Source organism: Streptomyces sp. NPDC059695, from assembly GCF_042733785.1.
GTDB lineage: Bacteria > Actinomycetota > Actinomycetes > Streptomycetales > Streptomycetaceae > Streptomyces.
This window is the reverse complement of sequence record NZ_JBHWFF010000004.1, coordinates 145137-165926: the sequence shown is the minus strand read 5'-3', so window position 1 is coordinate 165926 and position 20790 is coordinate 145137. Positions and strand designations below refer to the sequence as shown.

The 20790-nt window shown below is 75.3% G+C and carries 12 protein-coding genes; 9 read left to right on the top strand and 3 right to left on the bottom strand.

Features of this window, described 5'->3' with window-relative positions; translation table 11 throughout:
* Positions 1-22: 22 nt before the first annotated feature.
* The 6 genes from ACFV2S_RS07425 (at position 23) to argF (ending at position 13337) form a co-directional block, all read left to right on the top strand.
* Complete coding sequence (locus ACFV2S_RS07425; RefSeq protein WP_385555115.1) at positions 23-3769, top strand: tubulin-like doman-containing protein; 3747 nt, start codon at positions 23-25, stop codon at positions 3767-3769.
* Positions 3766-6342, top strand: coding sequence for a hypothetical protein (locus tag ACFV2S_RS07420; protein ID WP_385555113.1), 2577 nt, complete (start codon positions 3766-3768; stop codon positions 6340-6342). The genes ACFV2S_RS07425 and ACFV2S_RS07420 overlap by 4 nt, the downstream gene beginning before the upstream one ends.
* Positions 6339-8594, top strand: coding sequence for a hypothetical protein (locus tag ACFV2S_RS07415; RefSeq protein WP_385555112.1), 2256 nt, complete (start codon positions 6339-6341; stop codon positions 8592-8594). The genes ACFV2S_RS07420 and ACFV2S_RS07415 overlap by 4 nt, the downstream gene beginning before the upstream one ends.
* Positions 8591-10894, top strand: coding sequence for a hypothetical protein (locus tag ACFV2S_RS07410; protein WP_385555110.1), 2304 nt, complete (start codon positions 8591-8593; stop codon positions 10892-10894). The genes ACFV2S_RS07415 and ACFV2S_RS07410 overlap by 4 nt, the downstream gene beginning before the upstream one ends.
* A gap of 70 nt (positions 10895-10964) precedes the next feature.
* The gene (locus ACFV2S_RS07405; RefSeq protein ID WP_385555108.1) at positions 10965-12197 is read left to right on the top strand and encodes an arginine deiminase; all 1233 of its coding nucleotides are present in this window, start codon (positions 10965-10967) and stop codon (positions 12195-12197) included.
* A gap of 126 nt (positions 12198-12323) precedes the next feature.
* Positions 12324-13337, top strand: coding sequence for an ornithine carbamoyltransferase (gene argF, locus ACFV2S_RS07400; protein ID WP_385555106.1), 1014 nt, complete (start codon positions 12324-12326; stop codon positions 13335-13337).
* Positions 13338-13468: 131 nt separating this feature from the next.
* Here argF and ACFV2S_RS07395 read toward each other — a convergent pair whose 3' ends face one another.
* Positions 13469-13987, bottom strand: coding sequence for an ATP-binding protein (locus ACFV2S_RS07395; RefSeq protein WP_385555104.1), 519 nt, complete (start codon positions 13985-13987; stop codon positions 13469-13471).
* A gap of 237 nt (positions 13988-14224) precedes the next feature.
* On the opposite strand from ACFV2S_RS07395, the gene ACFV2S_RS07390 reads away from it, so the two are divergent.
* The 3 genes from ACFV2S_RS07390 (at position 14225) to ACFV2S_RS07380 (ending at position 18032) form a co-directional block, all read left to right on the top strand.
* A complete protein-coding gene (locus ACFV2S_RS07390) occupies positions 14225-15052 on the top strand; it encodes an enoyl-CoA hydratase family protein (protein WP_383790893.1) in 828 nt (275 codons plus the stop codon).
* Positions 15037-17412, top strand: a complete 2376-nt coding sequence (locus ACFV2S_RS07385) for a bifunctional salicylyl-CoA 5-hydroxylase/oxidoreductase (protein WP_385555102.1) — start codon at positions 15037-15039, stop codon at positions 17410-17412. The genes ACFV2S_RS07390 and ACFV2S_RS07385 overlap by 16 nt, the downstream gene beginning before the upstream one ends.
* A 131-nt stretch (positions 17413-17543) precedes the next feature.
* Positions 17544-18032: a DUF1772 domain-containing protein gene (locus ACFV2S_RS07380; protein ID WP_385555100.1), complete on the top strand. Its 489-nt coding sequence runs from the start codon at positions 17544-17546 to the stop codon at positions 18030-18032.
* Here ACFV2S_RS07380 and ACFV2S_RS07375 read toward each other — a convergent pair.
* On the bottom strand, positions 18029-18850 hold the full coding sequence (locus tag ACFV2S_RS07375) for a PaaX family transcriptional regulator C-terminal domain-containing protein (RefSeq protein WP_385555098.1): 822 nt from the start codon (positions 18848-18850) through the stop codon (positions 18029-18031). The two genes, ACFV2S_RS07380 and ACFV2S_RS07375, sit on opposite strands and share 4 nt — an antisense overlap.
* A gap of 66 nt (positions 18851-18916) precedes the next feature.
* The gene (locus tag ACFV2S_RS07370; protein ID WP_385555096.1) at positions 18917-20557 is read right to left on the bottom strand and encodes an AMP-binding protein; all 1641 of its coding nucleotides are present in this window, start codon (positions 20555-20557) and stop codon (positions 18917-18919) included.
* Between the last annotated feature and the right edge of the window lie 233 nt (positions 20558-20790).

Here is a 20790-nt window from a genome sequence, read left to right as displayed (position 1 = left end):
ACGGGCACCGAGGAGAGACGCCATGAAGATCTACCAGCCCATGCTCTTCGTCGGGCTCGGCGGCACCGGCGGAAAGATCGGCAGCGAACTGGAACGGCAACTGCGCCGGGAGCTGTGCGGACCCGACGGCACCGACCTCGTCGACGGCGGCCGCCGGCTGCCCTTCCAGCTGCCCGACTGCCTCCAGTTCGTCTACGCCGACTTCAGCGAGGGCGAACTGCTCGGCTACCCCCAGTTCCGGGCCAAGGGCGCCGAGGGCGCCGCCTTCGGCCGTACCTCCCGCATCGTCCGCGACCTGCTGCCCACCGACTTCGACTCCTCGCCCGAGGTGGCCCGCATGCTGCGGGTCTCCCTCCACGAGGAGACCCGGTCCTGGCTGCCGCCGCAGGCCCGCCAGCCGCGCGTCGCCCCCCTCAACAGCGGTGCCGGGCAGCTGCCGACCGTCGGACGCTCCGCGCTCTTCGCGACCGTGCGCTCCGGCCTCGACCCCGTCCTCCGGCAGCTCCGCGAGGCGATCGGCGCCATCGGGCAGGCGGCCGGCGACCTCCGACGGGTCGGCGGCGGGCGCATCCGGGGATGCGACGTCTTCGTCGCCTTCTCCGTCGCCGGCGGCACCGGCGCCGGCATCTTCTACGACTTCATCCACCTCATCGGGCACGAGTTCCGCAACGCCAACGTGCCCGGCGTGAAGATCTACCCCCTCGTCGTCATGCCCTCCGCCTTCCCGCCGGAGGCGGGCGGCGGACGCGAGTCCGAACTCAACGCCGCCCGCGCCCTCGTGGACCTCTCCCGGCTCGTCGACGACCAGAACGTGCCCGACGCCCTCGACACCGTCGGCGACGTCGAGGAACGCGGCCGGCTCAGCGTCACCTACCCCGGGGCGGGCGTCGTCGCCCTGCGTCCCGCCACCATGCAGACCGCCTTCCTCTTCTCCAAGCCGGCCGTCATCGGCTCCGAGGACCTCCGCCGCTCCATCACCGCCATGGTGATGTCGCTGATCGGCACCGAACTCGGCGAGGACAGCAACGCGGTGAACCGCGCGGAGGACGACTACCAGTCCTTCGCCGCCAGCTTCATCAACAAGGCCGTGGAGCGCTCGACCCCGGCCCGTACCGGCATCGGCTACCGCGGCATGTCCACCAGCCTCGCGGCCTCCCTCACCGTGCCCATCGACGACCTCGCCGAGATCGTCGCCGCCCGGCTCCTCGCCCAGGCCGTCCGCGGCATGTCCGAACGGGCCCGGCGGCCCGCCCGGGACGGCCAGGACATGGTCCGGGACCTGTTCACCCGCTCCGGCATCGGCCGCCTGTGGAGCCGTGAGGCACCGGACGTACCGCTGCCCGAGCAACTGCCCCGGGGGAGCCGGGACATCACCCAGGAACTGAGGCAGCGGCTCAACGACATGGAGGAGTCCCTCCAGCGGCTCGACGTCCACCTCGCCCGCGAGATCCCGCGCCTCACCGAGGACTTCAAGCCGGGCTCGGGTGTCCGCGAACTCCTCGGCACCATCGGCCCGTTCCAGCTGGAGACCGTCCTCGGCGGCCTTCCGGGACACCCCGACCGGGTGGCCAGGGAGGGCTTCACCGGCATGCTCGACAACCGGCGCAACGACCCCGAGCGGCCCCCGAACGTCCAGACCAACGCCCCCAACATCCCCCACATCAAGCGCAGCGTCGGCGGGGTCGTGCCCGCCCGGTGGACCGACCCCGACGTCCAGGACACGCTCGCCGCCCAGCAGGCCTGGTACCAGTGGCGGGCGCGGGTCCTCTGGCACCGCGGCTGGCAGGCGGGCGAGAACCAGTGGCGGCGCTCCCTCAACCGCGTCACCGCCGAGGTCGCCGAACTCGCCAAGGTGCTCCGCGCCCACGAGCAGGACGAGGCGAAGTCCTTCGCGGACAGCCGCCGCGAGCTGTACCGGGACGACCGCGCGGGCATCGCCTACCTGCTGCCCCCGCAGAACACCCTGCGCGCCTTCTACGACGACGTCGTCGACCGCCTCGCCCAGAGCGAGGGCCTCCCCGAGACCACCGACGCCGCGACGCTCCTCGACCGGCTGGTCGGGCCCGACGACTGGCGGCGCGCCCTCGACGCCGTCCGCCGCTCCTCCGGGGCGGCCGTGAAGGAGATCAAGCAGGTCGTCGAGCGGCGGGTCAAGCGGCTCTTCGGGGAGGCCAACGAGGACGTCTTCGCCCGCCCCCTGCTGCCCTCCATGGAGCTGCTGCTGCGGGCCGCCGCGGGCGACGAGACCGCCGAGGCGAAGGTCGACCCGCGCTGGCTCGACCAGTTCCGCTCCCGGCTCGCCGGACTCCTCCCGGTGGGCTTCATCCCGGACGGCAGCGGCCCGCTCAAGATCCTCATCGTGCACCCGGCGAGCGAGTCCGACGGCCGGGCCGCCGGCTTCCTCGCCCAGGAGCTGAACCTGCCCTCGCGGGTGGTTCCCGAGTGCCGGGCCGTCGACACCGACTCCATCACCGTCGTCTTCTTCCGCAGCGGCATGAACCTCACCGACATCTCCGAGGTCCGCAACGTCCTCAGCCTCTGGTCCGAGGCCCGCGACTCCGGTGGCGAGGGCGACTTCCTGCACTGGCGCCAGCGGCTCGGCTACCAGGACGACTGGCTCGTCTCCACCGAGGCCGACCGGCAGCGCATCCTCCACCGGCTGCTCTGCGCCCTGTGGAACGGCCACATCGCCGCCGAGGGACCCGCCGACTCCCCTCACCTCGTCCGGATCCGCCTCCAGGAGGGCGAGTCGGCGACCATGTCGCTGCGCCTGGAGGGCTTCGACGGCTCGCTCTCCAGCTGGGCGGGGCTGCTGCGCGCGTACGAACGGTGGGCGCTGCTCGACGAGGGCCAGATCATCGAGCAGTTCTGCGAGCGGCTCATGCGCACGCTGCCCAAGGGCCTCGCCCAGGTCCCGGCGCCGCCGTCGCAGCTCTTCACCCACTTCGTCGAGAACGTCGCCCCGCGGCAGCTCGCCCTGATCGACGAGATCGCGGCCGACCACGGCGAGGCGGACAGCGAATGGCTCGCGCCGCTCCGCCACTTCTGGGAGGTCACCTACCCGGGGGCCCTCGACATGCGCTTCCCGAGCGCCGCCCGCCCGACCCGCGCGAGCCTCCGCGCCCTCTACGACCGCCACGCCCCGCGCCAGGACCGGGGCCCCGACGAGGGCCGGACCCCGGGACGCCCCCGGGGCCGGGAGCAGGGCCCCGTACCCCGGGCCCGCCGGGAACCTCGCCCGCGCACCGGGTACGAGGAGGGCGCGCGGTACGAGGAGGGCGCGCGGTATGAGGAGGGCGCCGGGTACGCGTCGCGGCCCCGGCGCGACGACGGAGCCGGGCCCGCGCCGTCCCCGTCGCGGAACGGCGACGGAGCCCCGTACGGCCCTCGCCCGCGGTACGACGACGGAGCCCCGTACGAGCCCCGCCCGCGGTACGACGACGGCGCCCCGCGCAAGCCCCGTCCGCGGCACGACGACGGAGCTCCCTACGAGCCCCGACCGCGGTACGACGACCCCGGCCGGTACGACGAGGACGGGTCCCGCTCCCCGTACGACGACGACGGCGCCGGACGGGACGACGGACGTCCGCGCGATCCGCGGTCCGCGTACGCGAACCGGTCCGCCGCCCGCGCCCCGTCCGTCTACGAGGGCGACTGGGAGCTGGATCCCGAGCCGGACTTCGGGCCCGACGACGAGGACGACCCGCACCCGGACCTCGGGCACGACGACGCGCCGCACCGCCGCGACCGGGCCGGTGAGGCGGAGTGAGCCCACACGTCCTTCCCGTGCTGCCCGAACGCCCCCTGCCGGGCCACGCCGTCTGCATCGACCTGCGGCCGGACGCGGCGCGCGACCCGGACGCCGACGTCCGCGCCGCCCTGGAGGTCCCGCAGCCCGGCGGCGAGCGGCGGTTCCTCGTCGTCGACGACGCCGACCGACTGGTGGCCCACCAACTGCTGTACGAGCGCCTCTCCTCCTACGGGCCCGCGCACGTCGTCTGCCTGGCCGTCGGCGCCCGGGGCGAGCGGACCCTGAGCCGCTCCCTCACGCTCCGCCCGCCCGCCGCCGGCGTCCTGTGGCTCTTCGACTCCACGGAGGACGGCGTCCCGGGCGAGGCCGTGCTGCGCCCGCTCGTCGACGTCCTGTCGACGCCCGAGGTCTTCGACGCCGTCCTGCGCGCCCTGGGAGGGGTGGTGCACGGCGTCGCGGTGCCCGCCGTGCGGGTCCTGGAGCACGACCTCACCGACGAGGCCAGGGCGCGCGCCTGGCGGCAGGCCGTGGAGGGCCTGGCGGGACCCGAGGTGCCGGCCGGGAACGTCTCCGCCGACCAGGTGCCGGGAGCGCTCGCGCTCCTCCTCGACGAGGGGGTCCCGCGCTCCCTGTCCGGGCACCGGTGGCTGCCTCCGCACGGCCGGGCGGGGGCCGGTCTCGCCGCGTGCGACGAGGCGGTCGGCGAGGCCGTCGACGGCTACCAGCGGGTCCGGGGCCCGGCCGGTCTGCTCACCGGGGCGGGCCGGGACGTCGACCTGCCGGCGGACGTCGAGCGGGTGACGGTCGAGCTGGAGCGGTTCCGTACGGCCGTCGCGGACGCGTTCGGCGCGGCGGGCGGCACCCGGCTCACCGCCGAGCACCGGGGGATGCTGCGCGACCGGGGGGTCGAACTCCCCGAGCTGCCCCGGGAGATCTCCCGGGCCGGGATCGTCCCGGCGCTGCGCGACCTGACCCACGACCTGATCGGCAAGGGGCTGCCGCTGCGGTCGGTGGCGGCGCGGCTGTCCGCGCTGTCCGCCCGCACCGCACCCGTCGGCAGCGCGGCCCGGCTCGCCCGGCTCGACGCGATCTGCGGACCCGAGCGGCTGCGGAGGCTCGCCGCCCGGTACCCCTTCACCGCCGGCGGGTCCCGTCCGGTGGCCTTCGCCGTGACCGGGCTCCTGGCGCTGCTCGCGGGCCTCTGGCCGCTGCTCGGCTGGGTCCTCGGTCCGGCCGTCGGCGTCCTCGCCGCCGGCCTCGCCCATCTGATGCTGCGGCGCAGGCCCAACCGCTCGCCCGACGGGCGGATCGACGGCGGCGGGGCGACGGGCGCCGCCCCCCGGCTCTTCGGCGGGCTCCTCGGCGGTCTCGTCGGGGCGGGACTCGGCCAGTTCCTGGGCCTGCCCGTCTGGGCGGGCGCGGTGGCGGCGGCCGTGTCCGCGGCGGCCGTCGTCCTGCTCGCGCTGCGCGACTGGAGCCGGGCCGTGGACGACTGGTGGGCGCTCGCCGACCCCGAGGAGGCCTGGCGGATCCTGGGAGAGGTCCAGGACCTGGTGGTCACGACCGCCGTGCACGACTGGCTCTTCGCCGAGGTGCGGCACCACTGCTCGGCCGGGGCCGGAGCCGTGGCCGGGCTGCTCCGGGACCTCGCGGACACCGCCGACGGACACGGGCGGCCGCAGACGGCGTCGAAGGCCGGCCGCCCGGAGGCCGGGCCGCCACCGGCCGGCAAGACCGGTGCGGCGTCCTGGAGCTGGGAGGACTGGAGGGACGACGCGGACGACACGGACGGCCCGGACGACTGGGGCGACGCCGCCGACACCTGGGGCGACGGCGGGGACACCTGGGCGGACGGCCCGGCGGACGAGCCCTGGCCCGGCACCGGCGGGGGATCCCCGGCGCCCGGGGCCGCCGGGCACGCGCCGCCCCCGGCTCCGCCCTCCGCCGACGGACCGCCGCGCGTGTCCGTGCCCGCGCCCGGCTGGCTGGAGCGGCGGTACGGCGACGGGGGTCCGGCCCTGGTCGACACCCTCGTCGGTGACCTGGTCGCCGGCACCGTCCTGATCCTCGACCGCTGCTGGGCGGGCATCGAACGCGATCCCGAAGCCCTCGCCCGGGCCGGTCACGAGCGGCGCCTCACGGAGCTCCTCGACGAGACCCGGCTCCGGCTGGAGCGGGACGTGGCCGCCTCGCCGCCGCCCCGCTACGAGGGCCTCGGCGACCCCGAGGCGCTCACCTCCCTCGCGGCCTTCACGGACCGCTCCGTCCGGCCCGACGCGGCCCGCCTCACCGGGGTCGCCGCCGACGCGGTCGCCCGGCTGCTGCTCGCGGAGGACGACCCCGGCCGGACGGTCGCGCTGTGCGGCCCCGAGCACCTGCGGCTGCTCTCCCACGATCCGCTCGCCGCCCGGCAGGTCCGGTTCGTGCCCGAGGCCATGCGGCGCGGGGCCGCCGGGGACGACATCTGGCGGGGCACCGCCGAGGACGTGGTGTGGACCGGCGCGGGACGGCACGCCGGCATCCTCCGTCTCGTACCGCTGCGCGCGGACGTCGTGCACACCGTCCGCGCCGAGGAGGCGGGAGAACGGTGACCGACCCGAACCACCCGAACGCCCCGGGCCCGCAGGGCGACCCGGACGGCCCGGCGGATCCGAACCGGCCGGGCGACGCGAGCCGGCCGATCGGACCGGACCACCCCGACCACCTGCGCGAGCCGGTCCGGCCGTCCCATCCGTACTACCAGGAGCTGGAGTTCCTCACGCACCGGGGGGATCCGGTCCGGTTCGCCGTCCGGTACGGCGAGGACCACCGGCCGGCCGGCCGCCCCGGTGTGCTCGCGCGCCGGGCGACCCTGGGGGAGGGCGCGCACGTCCTGCAGTACCGGCTGGCGACGTCCGCGCAGGGCGACCCGCACGCGTACGGCCTCCTGGAGCGGGAGGTGGAGGCCGCCGTCGCCCTCGAACGGCGCTACGGCGGAGCGAAGTTCGGCGCGGTCTTCGCCCGGATCGTCGGCTTCGACCTGACCGCCGCCGAGCCCTTCGTGCTGTACCGGCCGCCGGCGGGCCGCCCGCTGACCGAGTGGGCGGGCAGGCTCGGCGCCGAGGACCAGGAACGCGTCACCGGCCAACTCGCCATGGCCGTACGGCTGCTGGCCGAGGCCGATCTCGTGCACCGGGCCATCGCACCCGACACCGTACGGTGGGACGGCGCCCGGGTCCGGCTCTGCGAACCGTACGCCGCCCTGCGCGCCGGGGAGGTCCGCGAGCCCTTCGGCGGCGCCCCCTGGGCCTCGCCCGAACAGCGCGCCGGCCACGGTGCGGCCGATCCGCGCGACGACCTGTGGTCCGTCGCCGAGCTCGCCTACTACCTCATCGCCGGACGCCCCGACCGGGGCGACGGACCCCCCGCCGACCTGGCCGACTACCGGCGGCTGGCCGCCCTCGGACAGAGCGGACTCTTCGCCGCCCGCGCGGCGGACCGGCCGCACCCGGCCGCGCTCATGCGGCTCCTGCACGTCCCCGACCCCCTCGCCACCGCCGTCGGGGCGGCCGACCCGCTCGACCGCTGGCGCACCGCCTACGACCAGCAGATCGCCAGGAAGCGCGCGGCGTCCGGCGGCGCCCCGCCCGGCGCCGGACCCCACCGGGAGGCGGAGTCCCCGCCCCCGCCCGCCCCGCGGCCGACGCGCCTGCGCGACCGGATCTTCGGCGGCGGGGGCGACACCTTCCGTCCCGTCCCGCCCGTGCCCCCCGAGCCGGTGCCGTCCCCGCCCGCGCGGAGCCGGATGTGCCCGCACTGCCTGCTCCCCGTCGAGTACGACGAGCGGCTGCTCGTCACCATCGACACGAAGGGCAACCGGATCCCGCTCGACCTCAGTGCCGAACGCCGCCCCGGCCATGTCGCGGACGCCCTGCGCAAGGCCTACCACCTGTGCCCGCACACGGTGGACGGCGACGAGGAACACGAACTGCCCGTCCCCTACCTCACCAACGGCGAGCCGCTCTCCGTCGCCCTCGTCGGCAGCTCGTCCGTCGGCAAGACCCACCTCCTCGCCGCCATGCTCGGCGAGGTCGAACTCGGCGGCCTCGAACCGTACGGACTCAAGTGCCGGCCGCTCAACCCCGAAGCGCACCGCACCTATCTGCGGGAGCGGGTCCAGAGCCTCAAGGACGGGCGGCAGCTGGGCCGCACCGGACAGCAGACCTTCGCACGGTTCGCCGACGGCCTGCTCGTCCAGGCGGGCGCCGCCCAGCCGCGCCCCGTCGTCTTCTTCGACCTCGCGGGCGAGGACCTCGCGCAGGACGGCGAGGTCGGCCGCTTCCTCATGGGCGTCGATGCGTTCGTGTTCGTCGTGGACCCGTTGCGCGCCCTGGGGCTGCCCGGCCTCGATCCGGTACGCGAGCAGAGCGGACTGCGGCGGCGCGAACTCGGCGACGAGGCCTTCAGCACCGTGCTCAACCGCATCCCCCGGCAGCGCGGCGGCCTGATCGCCGCGCCCGCCGCGCTCGCCGTCAACAAGAGCGACCTCGTCCGCTTCGAGCCGGTCGTCGACCGCTGGCTCGGCCGCGCGCTGCCCGGCCGCCACGACCCCGCCGCGCTCCGGGACGAGAGCAGGGACGCGTACGCCTTCCTCGCCCACCACGCCGGCGCCGCCTGGCTCAAGCCCTTCGACGACTGCGCCGACTGCACCCTGCACTTCGTCGCCGCGACCGGCGGGCAGGCGCGCGGCGACCGATTTCCGCACGGGGCCCGGCCGCGCCGGGTCCTCGGGCCACTGCTGTCGCTCTTCGCCACGTGCGGGCTGCTGCCCGGAGCGGAACCTACGGAGGGGATCGTCCGATGACGCGGACGGAGAACGAGGCCGACCAGATCGTCTTCCGCTGGGACAGCGAGAACCTCACCGGCAACACCGGATTCGGCCCGGTCGCCTGGTCCGGCCCCCGCGACGAGGCCGAGAACCTCTTCCGGATCTCCGGGCCCGTCCTGCGGGCCAGCGGGGACGAGACCCGGCCGGCCCTGATCCGGCTCCACAAGCGCGCGGGCGTCGTCCTCATCCGGCGCCTCCCGTTCACGGAGGCCGACGGCGGGACCTCCGTGCTCTGCCACGCCCTCGTCGGCTCGCCCGCCCTCCTCGACCCCGCCGTCTGCCTCGGGCTCCACGCCTGGACCTGGCGGGGTGCCGACGCCGTGCACCTCGCCGAGGTGCGCGGGCGCCTCCCCGTGGTGCCGGAGGCGCTCCTCGTCCCGGCGACGGGCCGCGGACAGGGGGAGCTCGACGGGACCCTGTCGTACGCGGCGGAGGAACTCGTCGGGACCGTCGCCGAGTTGCTCCGGCACCCCGACGACCGGTTCACCGTCCTGGACGAACGCGGCGACACGGCCTGCTCCGTGCTGTGGGGCCTGCACAGCATGTTCGGGGCGCTCATCGACCGGCGCTGGACCTTCGCCACCCACGACACCGTCGAACTGCCCGCGCTCCGCTTCGCGTTCGTCGGCCGCTGGTCCGGCGCCGCGAGCCGCAACACCGAGCGCCGCCGCGTCGACCCGCGCGAGCGGTGCGGCGACCGGGCGGAGGACGTCGCCACGCTGCTCGTCCGGCACCACCTCCGGGGGGTCGCCGAGGCGGAGGGGGGCGAGTACGCGGTCGGCAGCGCGCTCCACGCCGCCGCCTCCGCGCGGCGCGGCACCCTCCTGGAGACGGCGGCCCGAGCCGTGGACACCCTGTCCGCGGCTCCCCGCCCGGCCACGCCGCCGCCTCCGCGCCACGAGCCCTCCGCACACCGGGCCCCCCGCGTCCCGGGGCCGCCCCGGGACACCCCTGACCCGGGCCACCGGGACGCCCCGGACCGCGGCTACGGGAAACCCCCGCTGGCCCGGCACCGGGATGCCCCGGACCCCTGGTACGACGACACCGCGGACGACCGGCACCGGGACGCCCCGGACCCCTGGTACGACGACACCGCGGACGACCTCGGACGGGCCCCGCGGGACCCCGGCCGCCGCCAGGACGACCCGGACCCCTGGTACGACGACCCCGACCCCCGTGACGACGGCCCCGCCCCCACGTACCGCGACGCCCCCCGGCCCGGGCCCCAGGGCGTTCCGGACCCGCGGGGCGAGGACCGGAGGGAGCCCGCGCGACCCGTCACCCCGTACGGGCACGGCTCCGGCCCGGACACCGGGCCCGCCCCGGCGCCCCGGACAGACACCGGGCCCGCCCCGGCCCTCCGGACCGCCCCGGCACCCGTGCCCCCGCAGCCGCCCGTACCGCCCACTCCCGAGTCGTCGCCCGCACCCGTACCGCCCACTCCCGAAGCACCGCCCCCGCCCCCGCCCGTACCGCCGACCCCCGAAGCACCGCCCCCGCCCGTCGTGGGGGCCTGCACCCGGCCCGTGCTGCCGCTCGTCGGGCCGCAGTGGACCGGGCCCGCCAAGGGCTCGCGGCGGGTGCGGGCGCGGCGGGAGCGCGAGGCCGAGACCTCGCTCGTGCACAAGCTGCCGACCGTGCGCAGCGTGGAGGAGGCCCGGGAGCTCGTCGCGCGGGGCGGCAGCCGCGAGCTCCTCGAGGCGCTGCGCCGGCCCCAGGCGTACGCCGTCGTCACCGTCCTCCTGCGGGAGATCGCCCGGCGCCTGCCGTCCTGGGAGCATCCGCTGCGCCGGGAGCTCTGCGAGGTGGCCATCGACCGTGAGCTGTGGGCGGTCGCGCCGCCCGCCGCGCGGGACGACCCCTCCGAGCCGGCCGAGGAGCAGCGCGCGGCGAACGCCGCCGCGCTGCACCGCTGGGCGGTCCGCCCGCTGCTCGGCGGCGGCGACGCCCCGGTCGGCCGGCTCGCCGAGCTGCTCTCGCGGCTCCGGACGAGCCCGGAGCCTTCGGCCAGGGAGGCCTTCTGGCTGATCGTCGAAGGGGAGCGCCCGGGGCTGCCGGACTCGGTCTGGCTCACGCTCCTGAAGGAGGCGTACGGCCTGCCGCGGACCGCGCACCGCCCCGCGTCCACGGGCCCGGCGCCCACGGGCCCGGCGCCCGCGGACCCGGACGACTTCGGCAACGGCTACACCCGCCGGTTCCTGCGCCGTGCCGGGCTGCTGCTCGGGGGGCTCGTGGCCCTGATCGTCCTGATCGCCGTGGTCCAGCGGATCACCTGACCCTGACGGGGGCCGGACGACCCCTGCCGAAAGGCGGGCCAGGACCGCCCGGCTCCGTCAGGATGGGCGCATGGGATTCCATGTCGACTCCGAGACCGGGCGGCTGCGCCGCGTCATCCTGCACCGGCCCGATCTGGAGCTGAAGCGGCTGACCCCGACGAACAAGGACGCCCTCCTCTTCGACGACGTGCTGTGGGTGCGGCGGGCCCGGCAGGAGCACGACGGCTTCGCCGACGTGCTGCGCGACCGGGGGGTGGAGGTGCACCTCTTCGGGGATCTGCTGCGCGAGTCCCTGGAGGTCCCGTCGGCCCGCGCGCTGGTCCTCGACCGGGTCTTCGACGAGAAGGAGTACGGGCCGCTCGCCACCGACCACCTGCGCGCGGCGTTCGACTCGCTGGACGCCGCCGCGCTCGGCGAGGCGCTCGTCGGCGGGATGACGAAGCGGGAGTTCCTGGCGGCGCACCGGGAGCCGACCTCGGTCCGCTTCCACGCCATGGACCTGGACGACTTCCTCCTCGGTCCGCTGCCGAACCACCTCTTCACCCGGGACACCTCGGCCTGGATCTACGACGGCGTCTCCATCAACGCCATGCGGTGGCCGGCCCGGCAGCGCGAGACCGTGCACTTCGAGGCGATCTACAAGCACCATCCGCTGTTCACGGGGGCTCAGGCGGGTCCCTTCCACCACTGGTCGGAGGGGCAGGGGGACTATCCGTCGACGATCGAGGGCGGGGACGTGCTCGTCATCGGCAACGGCGCCGTGCTGATCGGGATGAGCGAGCGGACGACGCCGCAGGCGGTGGAGATGCTGGCCCGGGGGATGTTCGCGGCCGGTTCGGCGCGGACGATCGTCGCCCTGGACATGCCGAAGCGGCGGGCGTTCATGCACCTGGACACGGTGATGACGATGGTCGACCAGGACACGTTCACGCAGTACGCGGGGCTCGGCATGCTCCGCTCGTACACGATCGAACCGGGTGACGCGGGACAGCCCCTGCGGGTGACCGACCATCCGCCGGAGCAGATGCACAGCGCGATCGCCGCGGCCCTGGGGCTCCAGGACGTGCGGGTGCTCACGGCCACCCAGGACGTGCACGCGGCCGAGCGCGAGCAGTGGGACGACGGGTGCAACGTACTGGCGGTGGAGCCGGGGGTGGTCGTCGCGTACGAGCGGAACGTCACGACGAACACGCACCTGCGGAAGCAGGGCATCGAGGTGATCGAGATCCCCGGCAGCGAACTGGGCCGGGGGAGGGGCGGCCCGCGCTGCATGAGCTGTCCGGTGGAGCGGGACGCCGTCTGAGGCCGGTCCGGGGCCCACGACCCCCGGGGGGCTGTATAGAAATGTTGAAGTGCGTATACACTTCCAGAGTTCGATCGTCGGAGTCCCCCCGCCGTCCCCCGACCCGTACCCACAGGAGCGCGTCCCATGGCCACAGACCTCATCGGCCGCCACTTCCTCAAGGAGCTGGACTTCACCGCCGAGGAGTTCCGCGGGCTGATCGCGCTCGCCGCCGAGCTCAAGGCCGCCAAGAAGGCGGGCACCGAGGTGCAGCGGCTCCGCGGCCGGAACATCGCCCTGATCTTCGAGAAGACGTCGACCCGCACCCGCTGCGCCTTCGAGGTCGCCGCCGCCGACCAGGGCGCCTCCACCACGTACCTGGACCCCTCGGGCTCCCAGATCGGCCACAAGGAGTCCGTCAAGGACACCGCCCGTGTCCTCGGCCGGATGTTCGACGGCATCGAGTACCGCGGCGACAGCCAGGCCGCGGTCGAGGAGCTCGCCGCCTTCGCGGGCGTCCCCGTCTTCAACGGGCTCACCGACGACTGGCACCCCACCCAGATGCTGGCCGACGTGCTCACCATGACCGAGCACGTGGACAAGCCGCTCGACGGGATCGCCTTCGCCTACCTCGGCGACGCCCGCTTCAACATGGGCAACTCCTACCTGGTCACCGGCGCCCTGCTCGGCATGGACGTCCGGATCGTCGCGCCGAAGTCCTACTGGCCGGCCGAGGACGTCGTCGCCGCGGCCCGCGCGCTCGCCGAGACGAGCGGTGCCGTGATCACCCTCACCGAGGACGTGGCCGAGGGCGTCTCCGGCGCGGACTTCGTCGTCACCGACGTGTGGGTCTCCATGGGCGAGCCCAAGGAGGTGTGGGACGAGCGGATCGCCGCCCTCGCCCCGTACTCCGTGACGATGGACGTGCTGCGCGCCACCGGGAACCCGGACGTCAAGTTCCTGCACTGCCTGCCCGCCTTCCACGACCTGGGCACGGCCGTCGGCCGTGACATCCACGCCCGGCACGGCCTGACCGAGCTGGAGGTCTCGGACGAGGTCTTCGAGTCGGCGCACTCGGTCGTCTTCGACGAGGCCGAGAACCGGATGCACACCATCAAGGCGGTCCTCGTCGCCACCCTGGCGGGAAGCGCCCAGGCGTAGCGTCGCGCCCGCTGGGGCGAAGGTGCGGAGTGCGGCGACCGACCGCACGGTGCGGGGGGTCCGGGCGAAGCTGCCCGGGCCCCCTCACGCATGTACCGCCCATGAGGAGGAGCCCCGCACGGCCTCGCGGATCACATCGCCTCGAGGTGGCGCCGCTGGGTCGGTATCCCCGGGAGCGTGAACCAGACGGCCTTGCCGCGCGCGGTGGGGCGGTGACCGCAGTCGCTGCTGAGCGCGCGGATCAGCAGGAGGCCGCGGCCGTGCTCCTGCCACGGGTCGACCTCGACCTCCGGGTCCGGGCAGGGGAGCTCGCCGGGACCCGCGGGCTGGGAGTCGTGGACCTCGATCTGGCACCCGCCGGGTGCCGCGAGCAGTTCGACGACCAGCTCGATGGGGCCCGTGCCCGCGGTGTGCTCGACGGCGTTGGCGACGAGCTCGGCGGTCAGGAGCTCCGCCGTGTCGCTGTCGGGGAGGCCGGTGGCTCCCGCGTCGAGGTCGGTGAGCGCGGTACGGATCAGGGCGCGGGCGATCGGCACGGCGGCGGTGGTGTGGGGCAGGCGGATGCGCCAGGACTCGGCGAGTCCGGTCGGTTCGGTTCCGGGGCCGGAGAGCGCGGGTCCGGCGGCCGCGGGTCCGGTGTCTTCGGGCATGGGGGGCGGGCTCCCTTCGCGTGGGGCGGGTGGGGTGGGGGCATCCCGAGACGTCCTGGTTTCAACCTTACGAGGTGCAAAATCCTTTTCCCAGGGCACCCCCGCCCTGACCGAGGGGACCTCGGTCACCGGGGGTCCGGGACCTTGTGGGGTCCGGGCGTACTCCCTTTATCGCGTACTCGTGACGACGGTCACGAGAGAGTGATACCCTCCATGCGGAGGAAGGAGGCCCCCCGGATGAGCCCCTTTACCGGCTCCGCGCCCCGCACGTCACGCTGGCAGCACCTGCGCCTGGAGATCGACCAGGGCGTCGCCACCGTCACCCTCGCCCGCCCCGCGAAGCTCAACGCCCTCACCTTCGGCGCCTACGCCGACCTGCGCGACCTCCTCGCCGAGCTCTCCCGCGAGCGCGCCGTCCGCGCCCTCGTCCTCGGCGGCGAGGGACGCGGCTTCTGCTCGGGCGGCGACGTCGACGAGATCATCGGCGCCACCCTCGCCCTCGACACCGCCCGGCTCCTCGACTTCAACCGGATGACCGGCCAGGTCGTCCGCGCGCTGCGCGAGTGCCCCTTCCCCGTCGTCGCCGCCCTCCACGGCGTCGCCGCCGGCGCCGGCGCCGTCCTCGCGCTCGCCGCCGACTTCCGGATCGCCGACCCCACCACCCGCTTCTCCTTCCTCTTCACCCGGGTCGGCCTCTCCGGCGGCGACATGGGCGCCGCCTATCTGCTGCCCCGGGTCGTCGGACTCGGCCACGCCACCCGCCTCCTCATGCTCGGCGAGCCCGTCCACGCGGCCGAGGCCGAGCGCATCGGGCTCCTCAGCGAGCTCACCGAGGAGGGCGCGGCGGGAGAGCGGGCCGCCGCCCTCGCCCGCCGCCTCGCCGACGGGCCAGCCCTCGCCCTCGCCCAGACCAAGGCCCTGCTCACCGCCGAGCTCGACATGCCCCTCGCCGCCGCCGTCGAACTCGACGCGGCCACCCAGGCGCTCCTGATGAACGGCGAGGACTACGCCGAGTTCCACGCCGCCTTCACCGAGAAACGCGCCCCGAAATGGCAGGGCCGCTGATGCCCCCGGACCCGGCCCCGGCCCCGGACCCGGCCCCGGCCCCGGAGCACGAGGGCCGGGAGGGCCGGGAGCGCCCGGAAGGACGGCAGGCCGCAGGCCCGGGCCCCGGCCCCGGCCCCCGGAGCGTCGCCGTCGTCGGCGGCGGCCCCGGCGGCCTCTACGCGGCCGCGCTGCTGAAGCGGCAGGATCCCACCCGCGAGATCACCGTCTGGGAGCGGAACGCGCCCTCCGACACCTTCGGCTTCGGCGTCGTGCTCTCCGACGAGACCCTCGGCGGCATCCGGGACGCGGACCCCGTCGTGTACGAGGCGCTCCGCCGTGAGCTGGTCCGCTGGGACGACATCGACGTCGTCCACCGGGGCCACCGCACCACCTCCACCGGACACGGCTTCGCCGCCCTCGGCCGCCGCCGTCTCCTGGAGATCCTGCACGCCCGCTGCACCGGGCTCGGCGTACGGCTCCGCTTCCGCACCGAGGCCCCGCCCGCCGCCGTCCTGGCCGCCGGCCACGACCTGGTGGTGGCCGCCGACGGCGTCCACAGCCACACCCGCGAGACCCATGCCGCGCACTTCCGCCCCCGGATCGGCACCCACCGCTGCCGCTACATCTGGCTCGCCGCCGACTTCCCCTTCGAGGCCTTCCGCTTCGAGATCGCCGAGACCGAACACGGCGTGATGCAGCTGCACGCCTACCCCTTCTCCGCGGACTCCTCCACCGTCATCGTGGAGATGCGCGAGGAGGTCTGGCGGGCCGCCGGCTTCCACGAGCTCGACGAGGCTGAATCCACCGCCCGCTGCGCCAAGATCTTCGCCGAGGCGCTGGGCGGCCGGGAGCTCCGCTCGAACAACTCCTCCTGGACCGCCTTCCGCACCGTCGCCAACGCGCGCTGGTCCCACGGCAACACCGTCCTCCTCGGCGACGCCGCCCACACCGCGCACTTCTCCATCGGCTCCGGCACCAAACTGGCCGTCGAGGACGCCGTCGCCCTCGCCGCCGCCGTCGCCGCCCACCCCGCCCTCGACGAGGCCCTCACCGCGTACGAGACCGAGCGCCGCCCCGTCGTCGAGTCCACCCAGCGCGCCGCCGCCGCCAGCCTGAGCTGGTTCGAGGAGCTCGCCGGGCACGTCGACCGGCCGCCCCGCCGCTTCGCCTTCGACCTGCTCACCCGCAGCCGTCGCGTCACCCACGCCAACCTGAGGCTGCGCGACCCGGTCTTCACCGCCGCCGTCGAGGCGGACTTCGGCTGCCCGCCCGGCACCCCGCCGATGTTCACCCCCTTCCGGCTGCGCGGACTGACCCTCCGGAACAGGGTCGTCGTCTCACCCATGGACCTGTACGTCGCCGAGGACGGCGTCCCCGGCGACTTCCACCTCGTCCACCTCGGCTCCCGCGCCCTCGGCGGCGCCGGACTCGTCATGACCGAGATGGTCTGCGTCAGCCCCGAGGGCCGCATCACCCCCGGCTGCACCGGCCTCTGGACCGACGAACAGGCCGCCGCCTGGACCCGGATCGCCGACTTCGTCCACACCTCGGCCCCCGGCACCGCGCTCGGCGTCCAGCTCGGCCACTCCGGCCGCAAGGGCTCCACCCGCCGCATGTGGGAGGGCATCGACCAGCCGCTCCCCGCGGGCAACTGGCCGCTCGTCGCCGCCTCGCCCCTGCCGTACCGGACCGGCGTCAACCAGACACCCGGCTCCCTCGACCGGGCCGGACTCACCGCCGTCCGCGAGCAGTTCGCCGCCGCCGCCCGCCGCGCCGCCCGCAGCGGCTTCGACCTGCTCGAACTCCACTGCGCCCACGGCTACCTCCTCTCCGGCTTCCTCTCCCCGCTCACGAACCACCGCACCGACGCCTACGGCGGCGACCTCGCCGCCCGGCTGCGCTACCCCCTCGAAGTCTTCGACGCGGTCCGGGAGGCCTGGCCGGCCGACCGGCCCATGACCGTCCGGATCTCCGCCACCGACTGGGCTGAGGGCGGGACGACCGCCGGGGACGCCGTCGCGATCGCCCGCGCCTTCGCCGGGCACGGCGCCGACGCGATCGACGTCTCCACCGGTCAGGTCGTCCCCGACGAGGAGCCCGCCTACGGCCGCTCCTACCAGACCCCCTACGCCGACCGCATCCGCAACGAGCTCGGGGTCCCGGTGATCGCCGTCGGCGCGATCTCCTCCTGGGACGACGTCAACTCCCTGCTCCTCGCGGGCCGCGCCGACCTCTGCGCCCTCGCCCGCCCGCACCTCTACGACCCGCACTGGACCCTGCACGCGGCGGCCGAGCAGGACTACCGGGGCCCGGCCGCGCCCTGGCCCGCCCCGTACCGCGCGGGCAGCCGCCGTCCGCCCACCGGCCGCCGGGACTGACGGACCGAGAGACCTGCGGACGCCCGCGCACGACAGCCGTGGACGCGCGCACGACGGCCGTGGACGCTCGCGTATGCGGATGCGACGCGGAACCATGTCTCCCGCACCACCTCCTGCCCTTGAATGAGGACATGACAGAGAACAGGGGCGGGAAGAAGGGCGCCGGGCTGGTCCTCGGCGCGGCGACGGTGGCGACGGGACTGCTCGCGGGGGTGTGGTTCGCGTACGTCTGCTCGGTGATGCCGGCGCTGGCGCGCAGCGACGACACGGTCTACGTCGAGGTCATGCGGAACATCAACGACGTGATCCAGAACCCGGTGTTCTTCACCCCGTTCTTCGGGGTGCCGATCCTCACCGCGGTCGCCGCCTGGCAGCACCGGGCGGGCCGGGCGCGGCTCTGGACGCTCGCCGGGTTCGTCCTCGGCATGGCGGTCCTCGTGGTCACCTCGGCGGTGAACGTCCCCCTCAACGACGCCCTCGCGGCGGCGAAGGACCCGGCCGCCGCCCGGGCGGCCTTCGAGGGCCCGTGGGTGGCGTGGAACATCGTCCGCGCGGTCCTGAGCACGGCGGGCCTGGTCTGCCTGCTCGGAGCCCTGTCCGTACGGAAGCGGACGGCCTAGTCGCCCGCCAGGAACGGGCCGACGTACTCCGCGCCCCGGTCCCGCAGCAGTTCGTGCAGGGCCGCGAAGACCTCCGCGGAGCGGCGGCCAGGCCAGTCGTCCGGCAGGAGCTCCGCCGGGAGCACCGGGTCCGCGTAGGGGAGCCGGCGCCAGGAGTCCAGGGCGAGGAGATAGTCCCGGTAGGCGTCCTCGGCGCCCGCCGGGGCCGTCCGCCAGGCGCGCAGGACCGGCTCGTGGGCGGCGAGGAACTCCTCGTGGAGCCCGGCGATCGCCGGCAGGTCCCACCAGCGGGCCACCGCCCCGGCCGTCGCCGTGTAGCCCAGGTGGTCGCCGCGGAACAGGTCCACGTACGGGGAGAGCTCCAGACGTTCCAGGGCGTTGCGGGTCTCCTCGTACAGCCGGGCGGGCGCGATCCAGACGCCCGGCGCCGCCGTGCCGAAGCCGAGCCGGGCGAGCCGGGACCGCAGCAGGTGCCGCTTGTGGCGCTCGGCCTCGGGCACCGAGAAGACGGCCAGGACCCAGCCCTCGGCGAGCTTCGGCTCCGTACGGGCGTAGATCCGGCGGTCGCCGTCGTCCAGCAGCCGCCGGGCGTCCTCCGAGAGGGCGTACCCGGCGGCGCCGGCCGCCGTCCGGCCCGGCAGCAGCAGCCCGCGCCGCTTCAGCCGCGACACCGAGGAACGCACCGAGGGCGCGTCCACACCGAGCACGCCGAGCAGCCGGATGAGCGCGGCCACCGGCACCGGCGACTCGTCGGGCGCACGGCCGTACGCGCCGTAGAGGGAGACGATCAGGGATCGGGGAGTGTGCTGCTCGGCCACGTGATCACTTTAGGGGGTGGTGCGGACAGGACGCCGGGCCGCACCGTCCCGCCGGGTCACGCCGGGTCACGCCGGGGCTCCCGGTGCCGCCGGGTCCCGCAGCCGGAAGCGCTGGAGCTTGCCCGTCGCCGTGCGCGGCAGCGCGTCGAGGAAGACGATCTCCCGGGGCGACTTGTACGGGGCGATGCGGGCGCGGACGAAGGCCCGCAGCGCCGCGGCGGTGCCCGCGTCGCGCGGCACCCCGTCCCGTACCACCGTGTACGCCACGACGACCTGGCCGCGCAGCTCGTCCGGGCGGCCCACCACCGCGGTCTCGACCACGTCCGGATGGTCCAGGAGCACCTCCTCGACCTGGGGCCCGGCGATGTTGTACCCGGCCGAGATGATCATGTCGTCGGCCCGCGAGACGTAGCGGAACCAGCCGTCGGGCTCCCGGACGTACGTGTCGCCCGTGACGTTCCAGCCGTTCCGTACGTACTCCTCCTGGCGGGGGTCGGCCAGATAGCGGCAGCCCACCGGGCCGCGCACCGCGAGCAGCCCCTCCTCGCCGTCCGGGACCCCGTTGCCGTCGCGGTCGACGATCCTGGCCTGCCAGCCGGGCACCGGACGCCCCGTGGTGCCGGGGCGGATGTCGCCGTCGGCGGCGGAGATGAAGATGTGCAGCAGTTCCGTCGCCCCGATGCCGTTGATCAGACGCAGCCCCGTCCGGGCGTACCAGGCCGTCCAGGTCGCCTCCGGCAGGTTCTCGCCGGCCGAGACGCAGCGGCGCAGCGAGGCGACCTCCGGGGCGGTGCCCTGGGCGAGCTCGTCGAGCATGACCCGGTAGGCGGTCGGGGCGGTGAAGAGCACCGACACCCGGTGCCGTTCGATCGCCGCGAGCAGCTGCTTCGGGCCGGCCTGTTCCAGGAGCACCGCGCTCGCCCCGGCCCGCAGGGGGAAGACGACGAGGCCGCCGAGCCCGAAGGTGAAGGCGAGCGGCGGGGAGCCCGCGAAGACGTCGTCGGGCAGCGGGCGCAGGACGCGCGCGGAGAAGGTGTCGGCGACGGCCAGGACGTCCCGGTGGAAGTGCACGCAGCCCTTGGGCCGCCCGGTCGTGCCGGAGGTGAAGGCGATCAGGGCCACGTCGTCGGCGGCGGTCGCCACCGCCTCGTACCGGCCGGGCCTGCGCTCGGCGAGGGCCAGCAGGTCGTCGGGGCCGTCACCGCCGAACGGGGTGATCCGTAGCCCGGGTATCCGGGCCGCGAGGAGCTCGTCGAGCACGTGGGCGTCGCAGAGGGCGTGGCTGCACCGGGCCGCCTCGGCCATGACGGCGAGCTCGGGGGCGCGCTGCTGGGCCAGGACGGTGACGGCGACGCCGCCGGCCTTCATCACGGCGAGCCAGCAGGCGGCGAGCCAGGGGGTGGTGGGGCCGCGCAGGAGGACCCGGTTGCCGGGCCGCACCCGCAGGTCGGTGGTGAGGACGTGGGCGATGCGGTCCACCCGGTCGCGCAGGTCCCCGTAGCTCCAGACCGTTCCCTCGCCGTCGTGGAAGGCGGGCCGGTCGGTGCCGAACCGCTGGATCGTGCGGTCGAGGAGTTCGGTGCCGCAGTTGAGCCGGTCGGGGTAGTCGAGCTCGGGGAGGTCGAAGACGAGACGGGGCCACCGGTCGGGCGGGGGCAGTCCGTCACGGGCGAACGTGTCGAGGTGGGCCGTGGGCGTCAGCTCCATGAGTCCGTCCCCCTGTCGTGGTGGGGTCGTCCGTCGCCCGACGAGCGTATCGTGTTGGTGACGGCAGTCAACGGTTCGCGACAAGGGTGCCCGCTGGCGCCCGGAGCACGGCGGCGCGCGACGCGGGGACCGGGACGCCGGACGGTGCCGGACCGACGGCCCCCGCCCGCCCCCCGGCCCCGGCGGCGATCGACTCCAAGGTGACGATCGACGCCAAGAAGAACGGCGAGGTC

Excerpts from the sequence above, each read along its gene's own strand:
- ACFV2S_RS07395 (WP_385555104.1), bottom strand. The coding sequence starts at position 13,987 with ATGCCCGAAGACACCGGACCCGCGGCCGCCGGACCCGCGCTCTCCGGC.
- ACFV2S_RS07385 (WP_385555102.1), top strand. The coding sequence starts at position 15,037 with ATGGCAGGGCCGCTGATGCCCCCGGACCCGGCCCCGGCCCCGGACCCG.
- ACFV2S_RS07380 (WP_385555100.1), top strand. The coding sequence starts at position 17,544 with ATGACAGAGAACAGGGGCGGGAAGAAGGGCGCCGGGCTGGTCCTCGGC.
- ACFV2S_RS07425 (WP_385555115.1), top strand. The coding sequence starts at position 23 with ATGAAGATCTACCAGCCCATGCTCTTCGTCGGGCTCGGCGGCACCGGC.
- ACFV2S_RS07410 (WP_385555110.1), top strand. The coding sequence starts at position 8,591 with ATGACGCGGACGGAGAACGAGGCCGACCAGATCGTCTTCCGCTGGGAC.
- ACFV2S_RS07390 (WP_383790893.1), top strand. The coding sequence starts at position 14,225 with ATGAGCCCCTTTACCGGCTCCGCGCCCCGCACGTCACGCTGGCAGCAC.
- ACFV2S_RS07405 (WP_385555108.1), top strand. The coding sequence starts at position 10,965 with ATGGGATTCCATGTCGACTCCGAGACCGGGCGGCTGCGCCGCGTCATC.
- ACFV2S_RS07370 (WP_385555096.1), bottom strand. The coding sequence starts at position 20,557 with ATGGAGCTGACGCCCACGGCCCACCTCGACACGTTCGCCCGTGACGGA.
- argF (WP_385555106.1), top strand. The coding sequence starts at position 12,324 with ATGGCCACAGACCTCATCGGCCGCCACTTCCTCAAGGAGCTGGACTTC.